We start from the raw sequence: 18,030 nt of genomic DNA, 5'->3' as shown, positions 1-18,030 counted from the left end.
AGCTTGTTTGAATGCAGCGCCGGGTTTGGTCACGTTGAGAGGGAAGGGCTCAGCATCGCGACGGCTGTTGCGCCGATGCCTTGCAGATCTTCCCGGCTGGCCGCGTCATGCGCCTGCAGAGACATGCCTTCGAGCAATGTATTCAAGGCCGCGGCGAGCAAGCGAGTGTCGGTGTTCGGTTTGAGCTGACTTTGCTCCACCGCGCGATCCAGGCGCTGCTGCAGGTAATCGCGGCCTTCCTGACGCAGGGCCTTGAGGGTTGCGGTGACTTCACCTGCATCGTCGGAAACATTGACCGCCGCGAGTACCACCATGCATCCGCAGGGTGCTTCGGGTTCAGTCAGGATCGAGGCTGAGGTGTGAAAGAAGTCGCTGATGGCGCGCACGATGTCCGGCTCGGTGTCCATGCGCTCCCACGTGGCATCCCAGAAGGTCGCTTCGTAGTAGGCAACCGCTTCCAGAAACAATTTGGCTTTGTTGCCAAACGCCGCATACAGGCTGGGAGGGCTGATGCTCATCGCTGAACACAATTCCGCCACAGAGGCCGGCTCGTAGCCACGCTTCCAAAACACTGCCAGTGCACGCAGCAGAGCCTCGTCGCGGTCGAATGCACGCGGGCGTCCTTTTGCACGAGGAACAGGGATCAGGGTGGAATCAGTCATTGAGCGTAGCACCTTGGGGCGTATCGCCAGACAAACATGCCTGGAAGAGATTTCTGCCCTAATGATACACAAAATGAACTTCGCGATTGCGCAGCGCAATTTTGAGAGTTCAGATCAACCCTGAGGCCTGCACACAGGGCGGTACGTTGTAGCGTTCAAGCACGTCGCCAATACCGCTCAATAGCGGTATTACATGCTTGGCAATATCATCGGCGACTGCAGTGGGCACCATTTCTGCGTTTCGGCGAAAAAACAGTGGGTCCTGAAAAATCAGCCTGAGTTTGGACAGGCTGTTGCTGGCCGCGGGCTGTCCGATATTCAAACGCTCGGACGCCCTGGTGACACTTTTTTCCTGATAAAGCGCAGCGAAGATTACCAGGCAATTGAGGTTGAACTGCGCAAGACATTCGGTGTTGAACGTAGACGTGGGAGTAGGGGTGTTCATGGGCTTGACCCTGTCATTTGTCGTCGTTCGCCGTTGGTCGTAGAACGTAAGGATAGTCTAAAATTTACTAGACGACCGGTCTAGTATTAATTAGAGTGGCGGCATTATGAAAAAGCATCATTCTGAAACACGTCAGCATATCCTGGATGTCGCCAGGACATTGATGACGCACAAAGGCTATACCAGCGTAGGTTTGGCTGAGGTGGTGGCAGCGGCGAGCGTGCCGAAAGGGTCGTTCTACCATTACTTCAAATCCAAGGAAGAGTTTGGTCAGGCGTTGCTTGAGCAGTATTTTTCCGACTACCTGGAAACGGTTGACACGCTGTTGATGGGCTCTGCACCCGCCGCACAAAGGTTGTTGAGCTACTTCCAGTATTGGGCGCAAACCCAATGCTCCGATTTGCCTACCGACAAGTGCCTGGTGGTCAAATTGGGCGCCGAGGTCTGTGACCTCTCGGAGGGCATGCGCCTGGTGCTCGATCGGGGTACCCAGGCCATCCACGCCAAGCTTGAGCGCTGTATCGAGCAGGGGCTTGTCGATGGCTCGATCACGTCCACAGCGCCCAGCGCGACGCTTGCGCAATCGCTCTATCAAGTTTGGCTCGGCGCTTCGTTGATGATGAAGATCGGCAAGCGCGACGACGCCTTCGAAACCTCCCTGACTCTGGCAAAGCGACTTTTGTCGTAGCTATTTTTTATCAATTCACTAGACGACCGGTCTATTTAATCGAGGTCTATCATGACAGACAACGCCACGCTTACCGACTTATTCACGCCCATCAACCTGGGTGCGATGAAGCTCGCCAACCGTATTTTGATGGCACCTGTAACCCGTAGCCGCTATGCCGAAGATGGCATCCCCAACGAGCTGCACGCCGAGTATTACGCTCAACGCGCCACGGCGGGCTTGATCGTCGCCGAGGCCACCAATATTTCCGCGCAAGGCCGCGGTTACGCGGCCACTCCTGGCATCTGGAGCGAAGAGCAGGTTGCCGGTTGGAAGAAAGTCACGGATGCCGTGCATGCCGCCGGCGGGAAGATCGTCAGCCAGCTATGGCATGTGGGGCGGTTCTCCAGTGTCGAGCTGCAACCTGACGGTGCCGCACCAGTCGCACCTTCCGCGATCAAGGCTGAAGGCGACACCTATACCACCCACGGCTTCGTTCCGGTGTCGATGCCACGGGCGCTTGAAACCGATGAGATCCCCGGGATCATCGAGCAGTACAAACGTGCTGCCGAGAATGCCAAGCGTGCTGGTTTTGACGGGGTTGAGGTTCACTCGGCCAACAGCTACCTGCTGGATCAGTTCCTGCGCGATTCAACCAACCATCGCACTGACCGGTACGGTGGTTCTATCGAGAACCGTGCGCGCCTGACCCTGGAAGTCACCGAAGCGATCGTCAAGATCTGGGGCAATGACCGTGTTGGCATCCGCCTGTCGCCGGTCACGCCTGACGCCGGTAACACGCCGCCCGACAGCAATGTCATGGCGATGTACGGCTACCTGATCCAGCAGTTGAACGCCTTCGACCTGGCTTACCTGCACTTCGTCGAAGGCGCTACCGCCACCTCGCGAGAAGTGCCGGAAGGCGTCGATATGGACGCATTGAGCGCGCAGTTCAACGGGCCTTTCATCGGCAACAACAACTACGACCTGGACATGGCTATTGAACGCCGCGCCCAAGGCAAGATCGACGCCGTTGCGTTCGGTCGCCTGTTTATCTCCAACCCGGACCTGGTTGAGCGCTTGCGTCGTGGGGCCGAACTGACCATCGCACCGCGCGAGTCCTATTACGGCGGCGGCGCGAAGGGCTACACCGACTGGCCCGTCGGCAACTACTGATCCCCTTATATCCGCGATAACCGCAAAAACTGCCCGCACAGACGGGCAGTCACCAAAGAGAGGAACGCCCATGAACTATCTGCAGAATAAAACCGCGATCATCACTGGCGCATCGTCCGGCCTGGGTGCTGCATCGGCACGTGCCTTGTCCGAGAAAGGCGTTCGAATCGTCGCAGCCGCTCTGGACCAGCAAGGCCTGGATGCCATCGTCAGCGAGCTGAAAGGCACGGGCGGTGAAGCGGTAGGTCGCGTCAGCGACGTGACCAACCCTGAGGATATGAAAGCGCTCGCGCAATTCGCCCAGGACACGTTCGGTTCGGTGGATATCCTGATCAACAACGCAGGCTTGATGCTGTTTTCCAACTGGGTCGACCTGGCCACCGATGATTGGGAAAAGATGATCAACGTGAACATCAAAGGCTACCTGCATGGTATCGCCGCGGTGTTGCCGTTCATGCTGAAACAGAAGTCGGGCCAGATCCTGAATATGGATTCGGTCGCCGGTCACCAGGTCGGGCCTGCTGCGGGTATCTACAGCGCCACCAAATTCTTTGTACAGGCCATGACGGAATCAATGCGCAAAGAGCTGGGCGTGCAGCACGGCATCCGTGTCAACACGGTCAGCCCAGGTGTGATCAACACCGGTTGGGCCGATAAAGTCACCGACCCGGCAGGCCGTAAAGCGGCTCAAGAGCTGAATAAAATCGCCATCTCGCCGGACGATATTGGCCGCGCAGTGGTGTATGCACTGAATCAGCCTGAAAACGTCACCGTCAACGACTTGATCATTTCGCCGACCCGTCAGGATTGGTAAGCCATAAGCGTTGAAATCACCCGGCTCAGGCACTGGCGCAACGCCGTGTGCCTGGGCGCTGCAGTAGCCGCCGACAGGCTTTTTCAAGCGGCACTTCGGCAATGTGTTCGTGCACCGTAAATCGAGAAAAATCAAACCCCGCACCCATTGCTGGAGCGGGGTAAGGCACATTCACACGGTGGCGGTAGGGTTCAGGTAAACCTGAAGGCTTTCATGACCGCCGACGATGAGCGACTCGATGGTTGAGGTCCATTGCCCCTGAGGATCAGGCTCTCGCGTGTCGAAGGTTGCAGACCACAGGATCACAGTTTTTTGCTCGCCGGACAGCGGGATCAATCGCACGCTCAACACGTAATTGTCGACGGGCAGTGGCGCTTCAACGAAGCGATAGGAAAACTGCAGATTCACCGCGTCTACCGACAACAACTGCTCGCGCAGAATGGCGCCGTCCTGCAACGTCAGCCGACGAATGCAGCCAACCAGACCGTCCGGCTGACCGTCTTCGATGACGCTCTGTGGGATCGCCGGGTGCCACTGGCTGATTTTCCCGAAGCCCTTGAGTACATCCCAAACGCGTTCGGCGCCGCCGTCGACAACGGCGCTGTATTCAACTTTTGCCATGATTCATCACCTTAAGAAACAGCCTTGCGTTCAGGTCGTTCGGCTCAGCCTTCGAACTGGTGATACACCTTGGCGATCACCTTCCAGGTGCCGTCGATTTTGATCAGCGTCAGGTAGTCGTTGTAGTCGGCGCCAATCGCGTCCTTTTCCATGTCCACACGCACCACGGCTGTGGTCGGGGTGATCGCCAGCACATCCAGGCGTGTGCTGATATCCGGGGCCTTGCCATGGGTGCGGACGAAGTCGAACAGGTTGCTGATCGGACCGCCCAACAGTTTGCCGTTGGTGAAGCCGTACATCACCGCTTCCTTGTGGAAGGCCTGTTCCAGTACGTCCGGGCTGCCGGCACGCAGGCCGTCTGCGTATTGCTGGGCTACAGCGACAACGGCGTTGTAGTCCTGGGTCGGTACTGCTTTGATGTTTTTGCTCATGGTCAAACTCCTTTGCATGGTTTTGGCGCCAATGGGGCGCGGTTTAAGCGGGTGATGGTCAGCAACGCGATTGACGACAATGCCAAGCCAGCCCAACGCGTGACTGAACTCATTTTACGTAGTGGTCGCTACATATTTAACGCATTCTATAGTGATCACTATGTTAAGTGTCAAGGCATTTGCCATTAACGGGGCGGCGATGGGCGAAGCCGCCCTCGGGGGGGCCGCACGACTGCTTTCTGGCGGCCATTTGGTTATAGGGGTTTATTGAAAGTTGTCTGCCGACGATCAGGACGTCTCAACGTGATCGGCACCCGACAGGCGTATTGATTGAGACTGTTGGCAGAGCGGGGAGATTGGGAGGTCAGAGGTTTTCGTCGATAACGATCTTCATCGCCAGCGGCAGTACCGGTGGCGCATCGATTATCCCCTGCTGATGCAACAGGTAATCGATACAGGCTTGCACCTGGCCTTCGGGGTCTTGATCCAGTACCAGCGACATCACGCCCTGGCGCAGCAGGCTTGCATGCAATGGACTGGCCTCATGACCGATCCACACGGGGTGGATATTTGCCTGGGCCACGGCCGCCTGAATCCCCAGCGAGCCGCTGCCGGTGTCGTAGAGCCCCACCAAAGGGTGATCTGCAAGGCATTGCGCGACGGCTGCGCGAGTGAGTTCATCGTCGTCGAAGCACTCCACCGGGCCGATGACGCGCGTGTCGGGGGCATGCTGAGCCATCACGTCGAGAAAGCCTTTGGCGCGCTCCTGGTGAGCAAAAAAAGCCAGTGAGTTGACCACCAGCAATACCACCCCTGGTCGCTGGCCCATCCACTGGCTCATCAAACGCCCGGCACTGCGCCCGGCGGCGTGGTTGTCGATGCCGACGTACACAGCGCCTTGCACATCGGTGAGGTTGCTGGTGAGCAAAACCGTGGGCGTGCCGCCCTGCACAATCGCATTCAACGCCTGCTGCACGGAGGGTGTGTCAGGGGCGATCACAATCATGCCGTGGCGTCTGGAGCGCGGTTTGCGCAAGGCGTCGAGCAGTTGTTGCGGTGCTCCCTCCGCCCAGCGTTGATGGCGCAGGGTAAGGTGGGCGCTGAGGCGTTGGGCTTGGCGCTCGAAGGCTGCAGCCAGGCGCTTGAAGTGGTCGGTTGCGCTGTCGCTCAGCAACACATCCACGATCATTGGGCCGGTAAATGGCGCAGGCAGGCCCGGGCGGATCCCCAGGGCGCGTGCGACGGTAAGGACCTTGCGCCGTTTGACATCGGACACCTTGCCACGGTCATTGAGCACTCGGTCTACGGTGCTCAGGCTGACGCCCGCCAATTCTGCGACCTTCATCAGACCATGACGCTTGAGGGGGCTGCTCATGCAAGCACGCTTCCTGTGAGGGGTGGGCCTGTGAGTGTACCGGCAGGCCCGATACGGCGTCAGTGAGAGGTGCCGTCCGCGCTCAATTGCGCCGGCAATTTGCGCGCCTCGCGCACCTCGGCAACTTGTTTGGCGCTCACCTGCGGCGCGGCATTCCCCCAGCTGTTGCGGATGTAAGTGAGCGTTGCCGCAATCTGCTGGTCCGACAGTTTCCACGCGAAGCTGGGCATGGCGCCACTGGTGGGGTTGTCGAGGGTCACCGCGCCACGGCCGCCTTCCAGCACGGTGGTGATCAAACTCTGTGCATTTTCAGCCTGAACGCCGGGGTTGGCGGCCAGGCTCGAAGCCAGTTGATTGATGCCTTTGCCATCGCTGTTGTGGCACGCGGAGCAGTTTGCCCAATACACATTGGCGCCTTGCTGCAGGGTCTTATCGCTGGCGTTGAGTGGTCGCGGGCTGCGGGTATCCGAGCCCGGCAGGGTTTTAAGGTAAGCGGCGATGGCGTACAGGTCTTCGTCGCGCATATGTTGGGTCGAGTTGGTGACCGCTTCGGCCATCGGCCCGGATGCTACAGCCACGTGGTTGCTGCCGGTCTTGAGGTATTGCACCACTTGCGCATCACTCCAGCCGCCGATACCGACGTAGGGGTTGCCAGTGATTTGCGGTGCATGCCAGCCGGCCAGTTCGCCACCTTGCAGGTACGCGCCGCTCTTGTCACCGCCGAGGAAATTCTTCGGCGTATGGCAAGCTGCACAGTGCCCCAGGCCGTCGACCAGGTAGGCCCCGCGATTGATTTGCCCGGTAGCACCTGCCACCGGTTCGAACGGCGTGTTATCAAAGAACAACAGGTTCCAGCCCATCATCATCAGGCGGATGTTGAACGGAAACGGCAGTTGGTTGGACACGACTTCGTTGTCCACTGCCGGCACTGTCTGCATGTAGGCCCACAGGTCGCGCATGTCCTGGTCGCTGACTTTGACGTAGGCGTTGTAGGGCATCGCCGGATACAGGTTTTCACCGTGCCGGCCTTTGCCTTCGCGCACTGCACGAGTGAACTCCCGTTCAGTCCAGGCACCAATGCCCGTGTTTTTGTCGGAGGTGATGTTGCTGGCGAGCAATGTGCCGAACGGGGTTTGCAGTGCGTAACCACCGGCAAACGGTTTGCCGTGGTGCGGGTCGGTATGGCAGGCCGCACAGTCACCGACGATGGCGACATAGCGACCGCGCGTCACTGCCGGGTCCTCCTGGGCCTGGGTAGCGGGTGCCTTGATACCTGCACTGCTGTCGGACTGCAGGCCGGGCTGAGCAATGCTGTCGGCTGCATCGGCAACACCTGATGCACCGTACAAACCGATGGCTGAGCCCAGAGACAATACGGCGGTGGCCGTCAGGGCCATGCGAAGGCGTGGGCTCATGCTGGCATCTCCACCAGTGGCCCGGGTTTGGCCAGGTACTGATCGATGATCGCCTTGGCTGTCCACAGGCTCAGAGCACCGATGGTCGAGGTGGGGTTGTAGCCGGCGTTGTTGGGGAACGACGAGGCGCCCAGCACGAATACGTTGTGTACATCCCAGCTCTGCTGATAGCGGTTGAGCACGCTGGTTTTTGGGTCAAGGCCCATGACCGCGCCACCGATGGTGTGGTCGCTGGACGGCAAATACGGCCCGTAGTTGACGGCGGCGGCATCAAAGCCATTGACGATTTTTGCGCCCATGGCCTTGCCGATTTCAACGGCCTTTTCTTCGGTGAACCGGGCCATGCGCCGGTCGTTCTCGTTGTAGTCGAAGGTCACGCGAATCAACGGGTCGCCATTGGCGTCGTGGTATTCCGGGTCCAGGTCCAGGTAGCACTCGTCGTGGGAAAAACTGGTGCCCTGGTTGAAGATGAACGTGCCGTTCTGGAACGCATGGTTATAGGCCTTTTTCCACTCGCTGCCCCAGCGTGGCGTGCCTGGCGGTACGGCATCGGCGTTACCGATGGGGCGCGCGCCACGGGCGACCACGAGTATCCCTGCGCCGCCGATAAAGTCCTTGCCGGTGTGGTCGAAGTTGTCGCCGTTATAGTCGTCTACCTGGGCGGAGAGGGCACCTGCGCCAATGTACTGATTGAGCTGTTCGTCTTCGAAGAACAGGTTGGCCCCGGACACGGTCTGGAAGCTGTAGGCTCGGCCCACAACTCCGGTGCGGGTTTCGGGGTTGTAGGGCTTGCCGATTTTCGACAGCAGCAGCAAACGCACGTTTTGCATCTGGAATGCCGAGAAAATCACAATGTCTGCCGGTTGCTCCCATTCCATTTTATTGCGGTCCAGGTAGCTCACGCCGGTGGCGGTCTTGCCGTCTTCGGCGAGGTTGGCACGCAGCACGGCGCACTCGGTGAGCACGGTAAAGTTGCTGCGTTGCATCAATGCAGGGATCACGCAGGCATTGGGACTCGACTTGGAAAAATTGCCGCAGCCGTAATACAGACAGTAACCGCAATAGGTGCAGGGCCCCATGCGCACACCCAACGGGTTGGTATAGGCCTGCGACGCCTGGCCGGCAGGCACCATGAACGGATGCAGCCCGAGCTTTTTGGTGCCTTCGGTAAACAGGTCGGTCAGACGCGTGGTGGCCAGCGGCGGTAGCGGGAATTCACTCCTGCGGTTGCCTTCGAAAATGTTCGCGCCGTCGATCTTCTCGCCATTCAACACGCCAGCTTTGCCCGATACGCCGGCGATCCGTTCGAAGCGCTCGTAGAAGGGTTCCAGGTCGTCGTAGGTGACGCCCCAGTCCTGCACGATCAGGCCTTTTTCTATCTGCTGCTTGCCGTAGCGCTTGAGGGTAAAGCTGTATGGCTCGAAGTCGAACGGCAGAAAGCGCCACGCCATGCCGGCCCAGTGTGTACCTGAGCCGCCGACGTTGTAGCCCAACTCGTTCATGCTCCAGTCGCGGGTCGGCAGGGCGGTTTGCGAACGGTTGTTGCGGAACGTAGTGGTCTCGATGGCGGGCGGCAGCAGCATGCTGCGTCGGGTATCCCAGCGCAGTTCGTCGGTGTCTACCGAGGGTGGGAAGTCAGTGGCGGTCTCGAACCACGGGCCACGCTCGATGGCGACCACATTCAGCCCGGCGCGGGTCAGTTCTTCGGCAATCAGCGAGCCGCACCAGCCGAGGCCGACAATCACTGCGTCGACTTTGGGGCGTACATTGGCCATTCGGGAATTCCTCTTCTTTACAGCAAATCACGGTCAGTCGGCGATGATGGCAAGGCCTCATCACTCAAGTGTTCGGGTGGATCAGAGCGTGTTATCGATCAGGCTGGTGGGGATGATGTTGAGCTTCTGGCCCTTCTTGGCGATAACGTCTCGGAAGTCATAGCGCGCACCTGGGAAACCGAGCATTTTCCAACTCGCCATGCCTTTGTTGCCGCCGTAGATCGGGTCGGACAAGAAGCCTTCACGCACGTTGGCCAGTACTTGCTCGAAGATCTCCCTGGCGCCGTCGTCAAACTCCGGACCCACCTTGACCGCGTTTTTTTCGAAGCTGCGCAGCACCTGGTCCTGTTGCTCGCCGTGCAGTTGCAGGAAGGGTTTGCCGAACTGCGCCTGGCTGTATTCGTCAATCGCCACCAGGCCCTTGCGCCAGCGATCGGCGGGGGTGAGTGCCGACTGCGTGCCTTGCTCGTACGTACCTTTGACGAAACGTCCCAGCCGATACAGCGTGGCGCCCTTGCCGTAGTCACCCGCCAATTGGCGGTCGATAAACGTCGCGCAGCCGGCCTCCTTGCCGCCGATGGACAGCGCGTCCGTTGGGATCAACCGTTCGGCAATCGCTTCGGTGGTCTGGAATTCATGTTGATTGAAGAACGCCAGGCCGCCCTGACGTACGCTGGGCAACGCTGGCAGGCTGGCCGTGCCCGGTGCCCAGGGTTGGCCACCGGTGATTTCTTCGGCGCGTGCAACGGGTAATGTCGACGCAGCCGCCAGCGCGATGGCCGATGATAAGAAGTCTCTGCGCTGCATGGGGGTTCCTTAGAGGCTCAGGCACGTTTCCCATGCGCGCACGGCAGCGCCCGCAAGGCTTGGGGCCAGCGGCAATCACACGAACATGGGCGGCGCAAGAAGAACGAGCGGGGTGATTCAGAATGTTTCGAGAGGGGAGTTTAGGGTGCGTCAAATGACCGCGCTATTAAAACTTTTGACGTGAAACCCTCAAATTATCGACGCAAGAGAGGCGCCAATCTATTGATAAATAAATTGTTTTTACCCTGCGATGAAAATCTGACAGCCAATTGGTTTGAATAAGAATAATCAGCCTCAACCCACTGAAATCTGCCAATTCAAAGGTGCGGTATGAACAGTGTCGTTCCAAATCGCCTGAAGGCTTGGCGCCGATGTGGTCCGACGTGATGATGATTCCGGCCAAGGCCCCCGATCCGGCGGAGGCCCATGCGTTCATCAATTACATCCTGCGCCCGGACGTGATTGCGCGCATCAGCAACAAGATCGGCTACCCCAACCCGAACAAGGACGCCACCGCGCTGGTGGACGCCAGCCTCCGCAACGACCCCAACATGTATGTGCCGGACGAAGCACGCAAGACCCTGTTCGCCCTGGAGCCGATCCCGGCTGCCGCAGAGCGCATCCGTGGCGCAGCTTGCCGGCCCGTTGCAACTCGCGCAGCAGTTCGCTGATTTCGGCCCTGAGCGCATCGTTCATGGCCCGGTAGCCTTCGGGCAGTCCATTGCTGGCGCCGAACAGGATCAGCGGCAGCAGTTCACGCCACAGGCTGGGGTGCATGACTTCCAGGGCATAGCCGGTGAGCAGGCGTTCCAGGTGGCAGAGCGCTTCGACCGGGTCGTCTATTTGGTGGATCAGGCTGCGGGTGTCGCTGATCGCGCGTTGATCGGCATGGTGCAGGATCTCCAGGATGATTTCCTGCTTGTTGCCGAAGTACTTGAACACCGTCGGCGGCGACACTCCGGCCTGGCCGGCGATCTGTTCGATGGTGGTGTTCTGGAAACCCTGGCGCTCAAACAGTTCGATCGCGGCTTTACTGATAGCTTGCCGGCGCTCGGCTTTCTGACGTTCACGCAGTCCACTCACAGGAGATCCTTGTCACGAATAAAAAGAGGGGCGCGTGTCGGCCCCATACCCCTGCAAAATACTTAATTGGGTAAAGCTTTTAAAGCACTCATTGCCATTCAAGGGGTTTGCCGCTGGTGCTTCTTCATACGGTAAGCAAATTGAGCACGGCTGAGCCCCACGAGCCTGGCGGCCGCGGCCAGGTTGCCGGCGCTGTGTTGCAACGCTTCAGTGATCAGGCGCGATTCAAGGCCTTCGATGGAAACCCCCTGGTCCAACGGGTCGAGGGTATCCAGCAGCGTCGAGCGCGGCGCCTGCGCGGTATTTGACAGGCCGCCCTGGTCGTCGAGGCCATAGGGCTCGGCGGGCATCGGTTCGTTGCGAAACAGATGCACCAGGTCAATGGCCTGGCCTTCATCGCTGGCGATCAGGCCGCGCTCGATGAGGTTTTGCAGCTCGCGCACATTGCCCGCGAAGTCGTAGCGCAGCAACGTCTTCAGGGCGCGCATGGTCAGGCCTGCCGGGGTCCGGGCGTAGTCCTGGCAAAAGCGCGTCAGGAACGCATTGATCAGCAGCGGGATGTCGTCCCGGCGTTCACGCAGCGGTGGCAGGGCGATGGGGTAGACGTTCAGCCGGTAGAACAGGTCTTCGCGAAAGCTTCCGTCTGCCACAGCTTTACGCAGGTCGATATTGGTGGCGGCCACCACGCGCACATCCACCTTGATCCCGCGCACCCCGCCGACCCGTTCGATTTCCCGTTCCTGCAAGGCTCGCAGCAACTTGCTTTGCCCAGGCAGGCTGAGGCTGGTGATTTCATCCAGGAACAGGGTGCCACCCTCGGCCCGTTCGAATCGTCCGGGGCGCGAATGCGTCGCGCCGGTATAGGCGCCGCGTTCGACACCGAAAAGTTCGGCCTCCACCAGGTTATCCGGGATGGCGGCGCAATTGAGTGCCACAAACGGGCTGTCATGGCGACGACTGAGCTGGTGCAGCTGGCGCGCAAACATCTCCTTGCCCACGCCGGACTCACCGCTGATCAGCACCGTCGCGGGCGTCTGTGCAACCCTTTGCAGCGCTTGCATCGCCGCGTTGAACGCGGCGCTGGCACCCACCAACGGTTGCGGCTGGCGGGCTCCGCCACTGCTGGCTACGGGGCCTGCGAGCGCAGGGGTAGCAGGGCCAGTGACGGCCTGGGACACATTCAGGTAGCGCAGGTCCGGCTCGACATCACCCCATTGCTCGGCCGTCTTGCCAATCACGCGGCAACGGCGATGGCCCATGCCACGGCATTCCACTTCGCGGAAAATCACCATTTGCCCGAAGAGGCCACTGACGAAGCCGATGGCGTAGCCGGTTTCGGTCCAGCACACCGGGTCCTGACCGATGCCGTAGGCCCCCACATGTTCATCGGCTTCGCACGAGTGGTGCCAGAGAAATTCCCCTTCATAGAACCCCGAGTCGGCATCGAACTTAAAGTGCAGCGGTTCGACCTTGGTCATGCCTTCCAGGGTGTGCAGGTGAGTCCCGGCGCGAAACACCGCGGCGGCATCGGCCTGTGGCCAGCGCTCGCGGATCAAGCGCGCATCCCGTGCGCCGGAGGCATAACCGGTGCGGGTGAACAGGCCCCGGGCCTGGTCCAGTCCCAGGCGCTCGATGACCTCGGCGCGCAGGGCGCCGAACGACGAACTGTGCAGCAACAACATGCGTTGATCGTTGAGCCAGATGCGCCCGTCTTCAGGGGAAAAGAACAGGCAGTCGGCCAGTTCTGCGGTGGTGGGCGAGCTGCTGTCACTGAGTTGGCGACTGTCGCCACGCGCAGGGTAGGACGCGGTGGCCACCCGGTCGTCGGGCAGCGCGCTGTGGGGATTAGTCATTGTTATGCCCCTGCAAAGCGAGTGATCGATATGAGCAACTGTTCAGATAGTTATAAAACATAACCTTATCAATTGAACAAGTGGCAGAACCCGGGTTTTTTGCGGGTGAACGCCCCAGGCGGGTGAACGCTGCGTGGCAGGCCTCGACCCAGAGCCCTCGCCGGTTTATGTACGCGCCGTTGCGTGCAAGCGGCACAGCCTTTGCTCAAGACTGGATGCGGCGTTTGCACCCAGTGCAGACCATGACAATGACAAGAACCGGAGTTGCCAATGCCAGTGTCTGAAACCACCCCCTTTCTACAGCGGGCCATCGCGTCCGAATGCTTGTTCAACGGCGATTGGATTCCCGTGTCGGGATCTGTGATTGACGTGATTGAACCCGCCACCGGCGAACCTCTGATGCGCTGCGCCATGGCCAACGCGGCCGACATCGCCATCGCCTGCCGCAGCGCGGCCCTGGCGCAGCCGGCCTGGGCTGCGTTGGGCCCACGGGAGCGCGCCGAGGTATTTCGCACAGCGGCGGACCTGGCCCAGCGGTCCTTCGCCGAGCTGGCGCTGTACGTCGCCCGGGAAACCGGGGGCGCATTGTTCAAGGGCGAGCACGAAGTGCGTGAAGCGATTGTGCTGCTGCATCAGGCGGCGGGGCTGTTGTCCCAACCTCACGGGGTGGTGCTGCCCAGTGCAGCAGGCCGACTGTCCTATGCACGGCGCCAGCCCCACGGCGTGGTCGGGGTGATTTCACCGTTCAACTTCCCGCTGGTGCTGTCACTGCGTTCAGTGGCCCCGGCGCTGGCGGCGGGCAATGCAGTGGTGCTCAAACCCGACCCACAGACCCCGGTCAGCGGGGGCTTTCTCATTGCCCGGCTGTTCGAAGAGGCGGGCTTGCCCAAGGGCCTGCTGCAGGTGTTGCCCGGCGCGGCACCGGCGGGGGAAGCGCTGTGCCGCGATCCGAATGTGCGGATGATTGCGTTCACCGGGTCCACGGCGGCGGGGCGCAAAGTCGCTGAAGTGGCCGGTCGACACCTGAAAAAGGTTGCACTGGAGCTGGGCGGGAAAAACCCGCTGATCATTCTCGAAGACGCCGACCTCGACCTGGCCGCGAGCAATGCAGCCTGGGGCGCCTGGTTGCATCAGGGGCAAATCTGCATGGCGACCGGGCTGATTCTCGTGCATCAATCCATCGCCGAAAGCCTCACCCGCAAGCTGGTGGACAAGGCCCGGGCGCTCACTGTGGGCAACGCCGCCAAGGGTGAAGCGGCGCTCGGCCCGTTGATCAACCAACGGCAACTGCAGCGCGTGCACGAGATCGTCACTGACAGCCTGCAGGCCGGCGCACGGCTGGAGGCGGGCGGCAACTATGACCGGTTGTTCTACCAGCCCACCGTGCTCAGTGGCGTACGTCCGGGCATGCGCGCCTTTGAGGAAGAACTGTTCGGCCCGGTGGCCACGGTGGTCAGTTTCTCCAGCGACGAGGAAGCGATCGAACTGGCCAACCGCACGGAGTACGGCCTTTCGGCCGCCATCATCTCACCGTCGGTCGGGCGCGCCATGGCCATCGGTGAGCGGCTGGACTGCGGCCTGCTGCACATCAACGACCAGACCGTGGCCGACGAATGCATCAACCCGTTCGGCGGGCGCGGTGCCTCCGGCAACGGCGGCAGCGTCGGCGGGCCGGCCGACTGGGACGAGTACAGCCAGTGGCAGTGGGTCACGGTGAAAAATACTCCGCCTGTCTATCCATTCTGAGCCGCGGCCGTTCTGAGCCCTGGCTCATCGCCTTGATACACCCATGCCTATACAAAAATAAGAGGGCTTGAACATGAACCTGCACAACAAAACCCTGATTGTCACCGGTGTCGCTTCCGGCATTGGCGCCGAACTGGCGCGGCTCGCGCGTTTCCAGGGGGCCACGGTAATCGGTGTGGATCGCCATGAACCGCAGCTGACCCTGGATGGCTTCTTCCAGGCTGACCTGGGTGACCCTGTCAGCATTGATGCGCTGGTGGCGCGCCTGCCCGCGCGGGTTCACGGGCTGTGCAACATCGCCGGGGTGCCCGGTACGGCGCCCGTGCAAGCGGTGGCCACGGTCAATTACCTGGGGCTGCGGCACCTGACGCAAGCGCTGCTGCCACGCATGCCGGCGGGCGGCAGCATCGTCAATGTCGCCTCGGTGCTTGGCGCGCAATGGCCGCAACGGCTGGAGCTGCACAAGGCGCTGGCCGCGACACCCAGCTTCGAGGCCGGGCAGCAGTGGCTGGCGGCCAATCCGGTGGAGCAGGCCAGCTGTTATCAATACTTCAAGGAGGCGCTGATCGTGTGGAGCTTCCAACAGTCCCAGGGCTGGTTTCGCGATCAATCGGTGCGTATCAACTGCGTGGCGCCAGGGCCGGTGTTTACTCCCATTCTTGGCGACTTCGTCAGCATGCTCGGGCCGCAGCGGGTGGCCGAGGACAGCCAGCGCATGACCCGTCCAGCCATGGCCGATGAGGTGGCGGCGGTGATTGCCTTCCTCTGCTCGGATGCTGCGCGCTGGGTCAACGGGGTCAATCTGCCGGTGGATGGCGGGTTGGCCGCCACCTACGTGTAGGGCCTGCCACCGCGATAAATCCCGGTGCGGCCCCTCGTGCCGGGAGTCTTGAACAACAACAAAAATACAGGACATACAAGATGCTCAAGCCTATCTTGCGGACGGTTGCGGCCACGACATTTGTCGCACTGACATCGACTGCACATGCTTACGACCTGCCCGGACTCAACCTCGGCACCACCAGTTTCTACGACGGCTCACCAGCGCCGGCCGGCCCCGGCTGGTACCTGGAGGAGTACCTGACGTACTCCCGTTCCAGCCGTTTCAATGATGCCCACGGCAACAAGCTGGCGCTGCCCAGGCAGGACCTGGAAGTGGTGGCGCCCACCACACAGATCATCTACGTCGGCCAACCCCTGGCCAATGGCGCGATGCCCGGCTTCACCTTGATCAACACCTCCCTGGCCCATGTGAATGTCGACGATGGGCTGAACAATGCGGCGCTGAGCTCCCGTGCCGGCTTCGGTGACCTGACGGTCGGTGCCTTCCTGCAACTGCCAACCCTGAACCGCGCCGATGGCAGCCCGCTGTTGACCCAGCGTGTGGAGGCTGATGTCTCGATCCCGGTAGGGACCTATGACCGCAAGCGCTCGATCAACCCCGGCAGCAACTTCTGGTCATTCAACCCGTATTACGCGGCGACGTACTGGTTGAGCCCGAAATGGTCGGCGAGCGGGCGTTTCATGTACCTGTGGAATGGCAAGAATGATGATCCGCAGGCAGGCTTCGGGGATGTTTCCGATACCCAGGCCGGCCAGGCATTGCATGCCAACCTGACGCTGCAATATGCCTTGAGCCAGCAACTGAGCGTGGGGGGCAACGGCTATTGGTTGAAGCAGATCACCGACACCCAGGTTGACGGGCACGCCGTGAGCGGGCGCCGGGAAAAGGTCTGGGCCATTGGCCCAGGCCTAATCTATGCGTTCAGCAAGGAAGAGGTGCTATCGGTGAACGCCTACTTCGAACAGCAGGCGCAGAACCGTACCGAGGGCGACAAACTGGTGCTCAATTGGCTGCATAAGTTCTAGTGGGCGCCGTACGCACCATCACGCTGATGATGGTCAGTGCGGCAATCACCACCCCGGGGGACGTCGCCAGCAGTACCCCCGCGGTGCCGGCGCCGGCTGCGAGGAGTTGCCCCGCCGCCAGCGGCCCGGCCACCGAACCCAGGCGGCCCACGGCCACGGCAGCACCGACGCCGGTGGCACGCACCGAGGTGGGATACGCGGGCGGTGCCGAGGCGTACAGAACCAACTGCGCAGCCATCACGAACAAGCCGGCGGCAAAACCGGCGATGGCCATGGGCACGATGCCCACCGACAACCCGACCCCGGCCAACGCCGCCAGCAATCCGGCATACACCGACAGCACCACTTTGACGGCATTGCAACGGTCCAGCAGCACGCCGCCGAGCAGTGAACCCAGAGCGCCGCCGATATTGAAGAGCATCTGCACCATGCCCGCCTGGGGTTTGCTGAAACCCTGTTCCAGCAACAGCGACGGCAGCCAGTTAAGCAGCATGTACATCACGGTCAAGGTGAAAAAGTAGCTGAGCCACAAGGCCAGCGTGGTATGTGCGCGACCTTCGCCGAACAGCGCCTGGCCGGTGGAGGGGCGGGCGCCGTGGGTGGTGTCGAGCTGTTGGCGAAAGGCACTGGATTCAGGCAGCAGCAGGATCATCAACGGCACGGCCAGCAAGGGCGCCAGGCCGCCGATAATAAACGTGGTCTGCCAGTGCTCACTGGAAAACATCGCCACCAGCGCGGCCAATGCTCCCCCCAGCGGCACCCCGCAGTACATCACGCTGATGGCCGTGCCACGGTTGCGTTCGCTCACCGCTTCGGCGCACAGGGCGATCAGGTTGGGTAACGCGGCGCCCAGGCCCAGGCCGGTGAGAAAACGCACCAGCAACAAGCTTGAGTAGCTCTCGACAAATGCGGTGCTCAGGGAAAACAACCCGAACAGCAGCACGGCGCTCACCAGGATTTTCTTGCGCCCGATCCGGTCGGCAACCCAGCCACCGAAGAACGCCCCCGGCAGCAGGCCGATGATGCCGACGCTGAACACCCAGCCGAGCATCTTCGGATCCAGGGCGAAGGTCTGACGTAACCCGGCGGCGGCGGTGCCGGCGGCTTGCAGATCGAACCCTTCGATCAGCGCAACGATAAAGCACAACGCAATAGTCAGCGTCGAACGACGCGATGGACTGTCCATGGCAAACCTCATTGTTTTTGTTGTGGTGGCAAGCTTGAGTGGCTGCTGAGGATTAAGATAACAAATATAACTAAAAAATGAATCGCGGAATAAGATCAGTAAAAA

At 60.8% G+C, this 18,030-nt stretch carries 16 protein-coding genes and 2 pseudogenes; 7 read left to right on the top strand and 11 right to left on the bottom strand.

All coding sequences use genetic code 11. From position 1 onward, the window contains the following. Nucleotides 1-29: 29 nt before the first annotated feature. Nucleotides 30-662 carry a TetR/AcrR family transcriptional regulator gene (locus QF043_RS17930; protein ID WP_307419602.1) on the bottom strand — a complete coding sequence of 211 codons (633 nt, stop codon included), beginning with the start codon at nt 660-662 and terminating at the stop codon, nt 30-32. Between the two features lie 109 nt (nt 663-771). Next, complete coding sequence (locus QF043_RS17925; RefSeq protein ID WP_307419601.1) at nt 772-1,107, bottom strand: LysR family transcriptional regulator; 336 nt, start codon at nt 1,105-1,107, stop codon at nt 772-774. Between the two features lie 106 nt (nt 1,108-1,213). Here QF043_RS17925 and QF043_RS17920 point away from each other — a divergent pair, with 106 nt between their 5' ends. The 3 genes from QF043_RS17920 (at nt 1,214) to QF043_RS17910 (ending at nt 3,764) form a co-directional block, all read left to right on the top strand. Then, nucleotides 1,214-1,795, top strand: a complete 582-nt coding sequence (locus QF043_RS17920) for a TetR/AcrR family transcriptional regulator (RefSeq protein WP_305459145.1) — start codon at nt 1,214-1,216, stop codon at nt 1,793-1,795. 51 nt (nt 1,796-1,846) lie between these two features. Then, nucleotides 1,847-2,950, top strand: coding sequence for an alkene reductase (locus QF043_RS17915; RefSeq protein ID WP_307419600.1), 1,104 nt, complete (start codon nt 1,847-1,849; stop codon nt 2,948-2,950). Nucleotides 2,951-3,020: 70 nt separating this feature from the next. Continuing rightward, the gene (locus QF043_RS17910; RefSeq protein ID WP_056858021.1) at nt 3,021-3,764 is read left to right on the top strand and encodes an SDR family oxidoreductase; all 744 of its coding nucleotides are present in this window, start codon (nt 3,021-3,023) and stop codon (nt 3,762-3,764) included. Between the two features lie 171 nt (nt 3,765-3,935). Here the strand turns inward: QF043_RS17910 and QF043_RS17905 are convergent, their stop codons facing one another. The 6 genes from QF043_RS17905 to QF043_RS17880 all read right to left on the bottom strand — a co-directional run bounded on the left by QF043_RS17905 (nt 3,936) and on the right by QF043_RS17880 (nt 10,188). Then, nucleotides 3,936-4,385 carry an SRPBCC family protein gene (locus tag QF043_RS17905; RefSeq protein ID WP_307419599.1) on the bottom strand — a complete coding sequence of 150 codons (450 nt, stop codon included), beginning with the start codon at nt 4,383-4,385 and terminating at the stop codon, nt 3,936-3,938. Between the two features lie 44 nt (nt 4,386-4,429). Next, nucleotides 4,430-4,816, bottom strand: a complete 387-nt coding sequence (locus QF043_RS17900) for a nuclear transport factor 2 family protein (RefSeq protein WP_056858019.1) — start codon at nt 4,814-4,816, stop codon at nt 4,430-4,432. Nucleotides 4,817-5,180: 364 nt separating this feature from the next. Continuing rightward, the gene (locus tag QF043_RS17895) at nt 5,181-6,191 is read right to left on the bottom strand and encodes a LacI family DNA-binding transcriptional regulator (protein WP_307419598.1); all 1,011 of its coding nucleotides are present in this window, start codon (nt 6,189-6,191) and stop codon (nt 5,181-5,183) included. A 59-nt stretch (nt 6,192-6,250) separates the two neighbouring features. Next, entirely contained in the window at nt 6,251-7,606 is a 1,356-nt protein-coding gene (locus tag QF043_RS17890; RefSeq protein WP_307419596.1) for a cytochrome c, read from the bottom strand. Then, the gene (locus QF043_RS17885) at nt 7,603-9,381 is read right to left on the bottom strand and encodes a GMC family oxidoreductase (RefSeq protein WP_307419595.1); all 1,779 of its coding nucleotides are present in this window, start codon (nt 9,379-9,381) and stop codon (nt 7,603-7,605) included. Before QF043_RS17885 ends, QF043_RS17890 begins: the two co-directional genes overlap by 4 nt. A gap of 81 nt (nt 9,382-9,462) precedes the next feature. Then, on the bottom strand, nt 9,463-10,188 hold the full coding sequence (locus tag QF043_RS17880) for a gluconate 2-dehydrogenase subunit 3 family protein (RefSeq protein ID WP_307419594.1): 726 nt from the start codon (nt 10,186-10,188) through the stop codon (nt 9,463-9,465). A 353-nt stretch (nt 10,189-10,541) separates the two neighbouring features. Here QF043_RS17880 and QF043_RS17875 point away from each other — a divergent pair. After that, nucleotides 10,542-10,859 (top strand): annotated as a pseudogene (locus QF043_RS17875) (extracellular solute-binding protein); the annotation flags it as partial. On the opposite strand, the pseudogene QF043_RS17870 reads toward QF043_RS17875, so the two are convergent. Next, nucleotides 10,816-11,271: pseudogene (locus QF043_RS17870) on the bottom strand (TetR/AcrR family transcriptional regulator); the annotation flags it as partial. The pseudogenes QF043_RS17875 and QF043_RS17870 overlap by 44 nt on opposite strands. A 98-nt stretch (nt 11,272-11,369) precedes the next feature. Continuing rightward, nucleotides 11,370-13,124 (bottom strand): sigma-54-dependent Fis family transcriptional regulator, encoded by a 1,755-nt coding sequence (locus QF043_RS17865; RefSeq protein ID WP_307419593.1) that lies wholly within the window; start codon nt 13,122-13,124, stop codon nt 11,370-11,372. 270 nt (nt 13,125-13,394) lie between these two features. On the opposite strand from QF043_RS17865, the gene QF043_RS17860 reads away from it, so the two are divergent. The 3 genes from QF043_RS17860 to QF043_RS17850 all read left to right on the top strand — a co-directional run bounded on the left by QF043_RS17860 (nt 13,395) and on the right by QF043_RS17850 (nt 16,739). Next, a complete protein-coding gene (locus tag QF043_RS17860) occupies nt 13,395-14,870 on the top strand; it encodes a benzaldehyde dehydrogenase (protein ID WP_307419592.1) in 1,476 nt (491 codons plus the stop codon). A gap of 73 nt (nt 14,871-14,943) precedes the next feature. Further along, entirely contained in the window at nt 14,944-15,711 is a 768-nt protein-coding gene (locus tag QF043_RS17855; RefSeq protein WP_307419591.1) for a coniferyl-alcohol dehydrogenase, read from the top strand. Nucleotides 15,712-15,791: 80 nt separating this feature from the next. Continuing rightward, nucleotides 15,792-16,739, top strand: coding sequence for a transporter (locus QF043_RS17850; protein WP_307419590.1), 948 nt, complete (start codon nt 15,792-15,794; stop codon nt 16,737-16,739). Here QF043_RS17850 and mhpT read toward each other — a convergent pair. After that, on the bottom strand, nt 16,717-17,925 hold the full coding sequence (gene mhpT, locus QF043_RS17845; RefSeq protein WP_307419589.1) for a 3-(3-hydroxy-phenyl)propionate transporter MhpT: 1,209 nt from the start codon (nt 17,923-17,925) through the stop codon (nt 16,717-16,719). The genes QF043_RS17850 and mhpT overlap by 23 nt on opposite strands. Nucleotides 17,926-18,030: the final 105 nt, after the last annotated feature.

The organism is Pseudomonas sp. W3I7 (genome assembly GCF_030816095.1).
Classification (GTDB): Bacteria; Pseudomonadota; Gammaproteobacteria; order Pseudomonadales; family Pseudomonadaceae; genus Aquipseudomonas; species Aquipseudomonas salomonii.
This window is presented reverse-complemented; position numbering and strand designations above follow the sequence as displayed.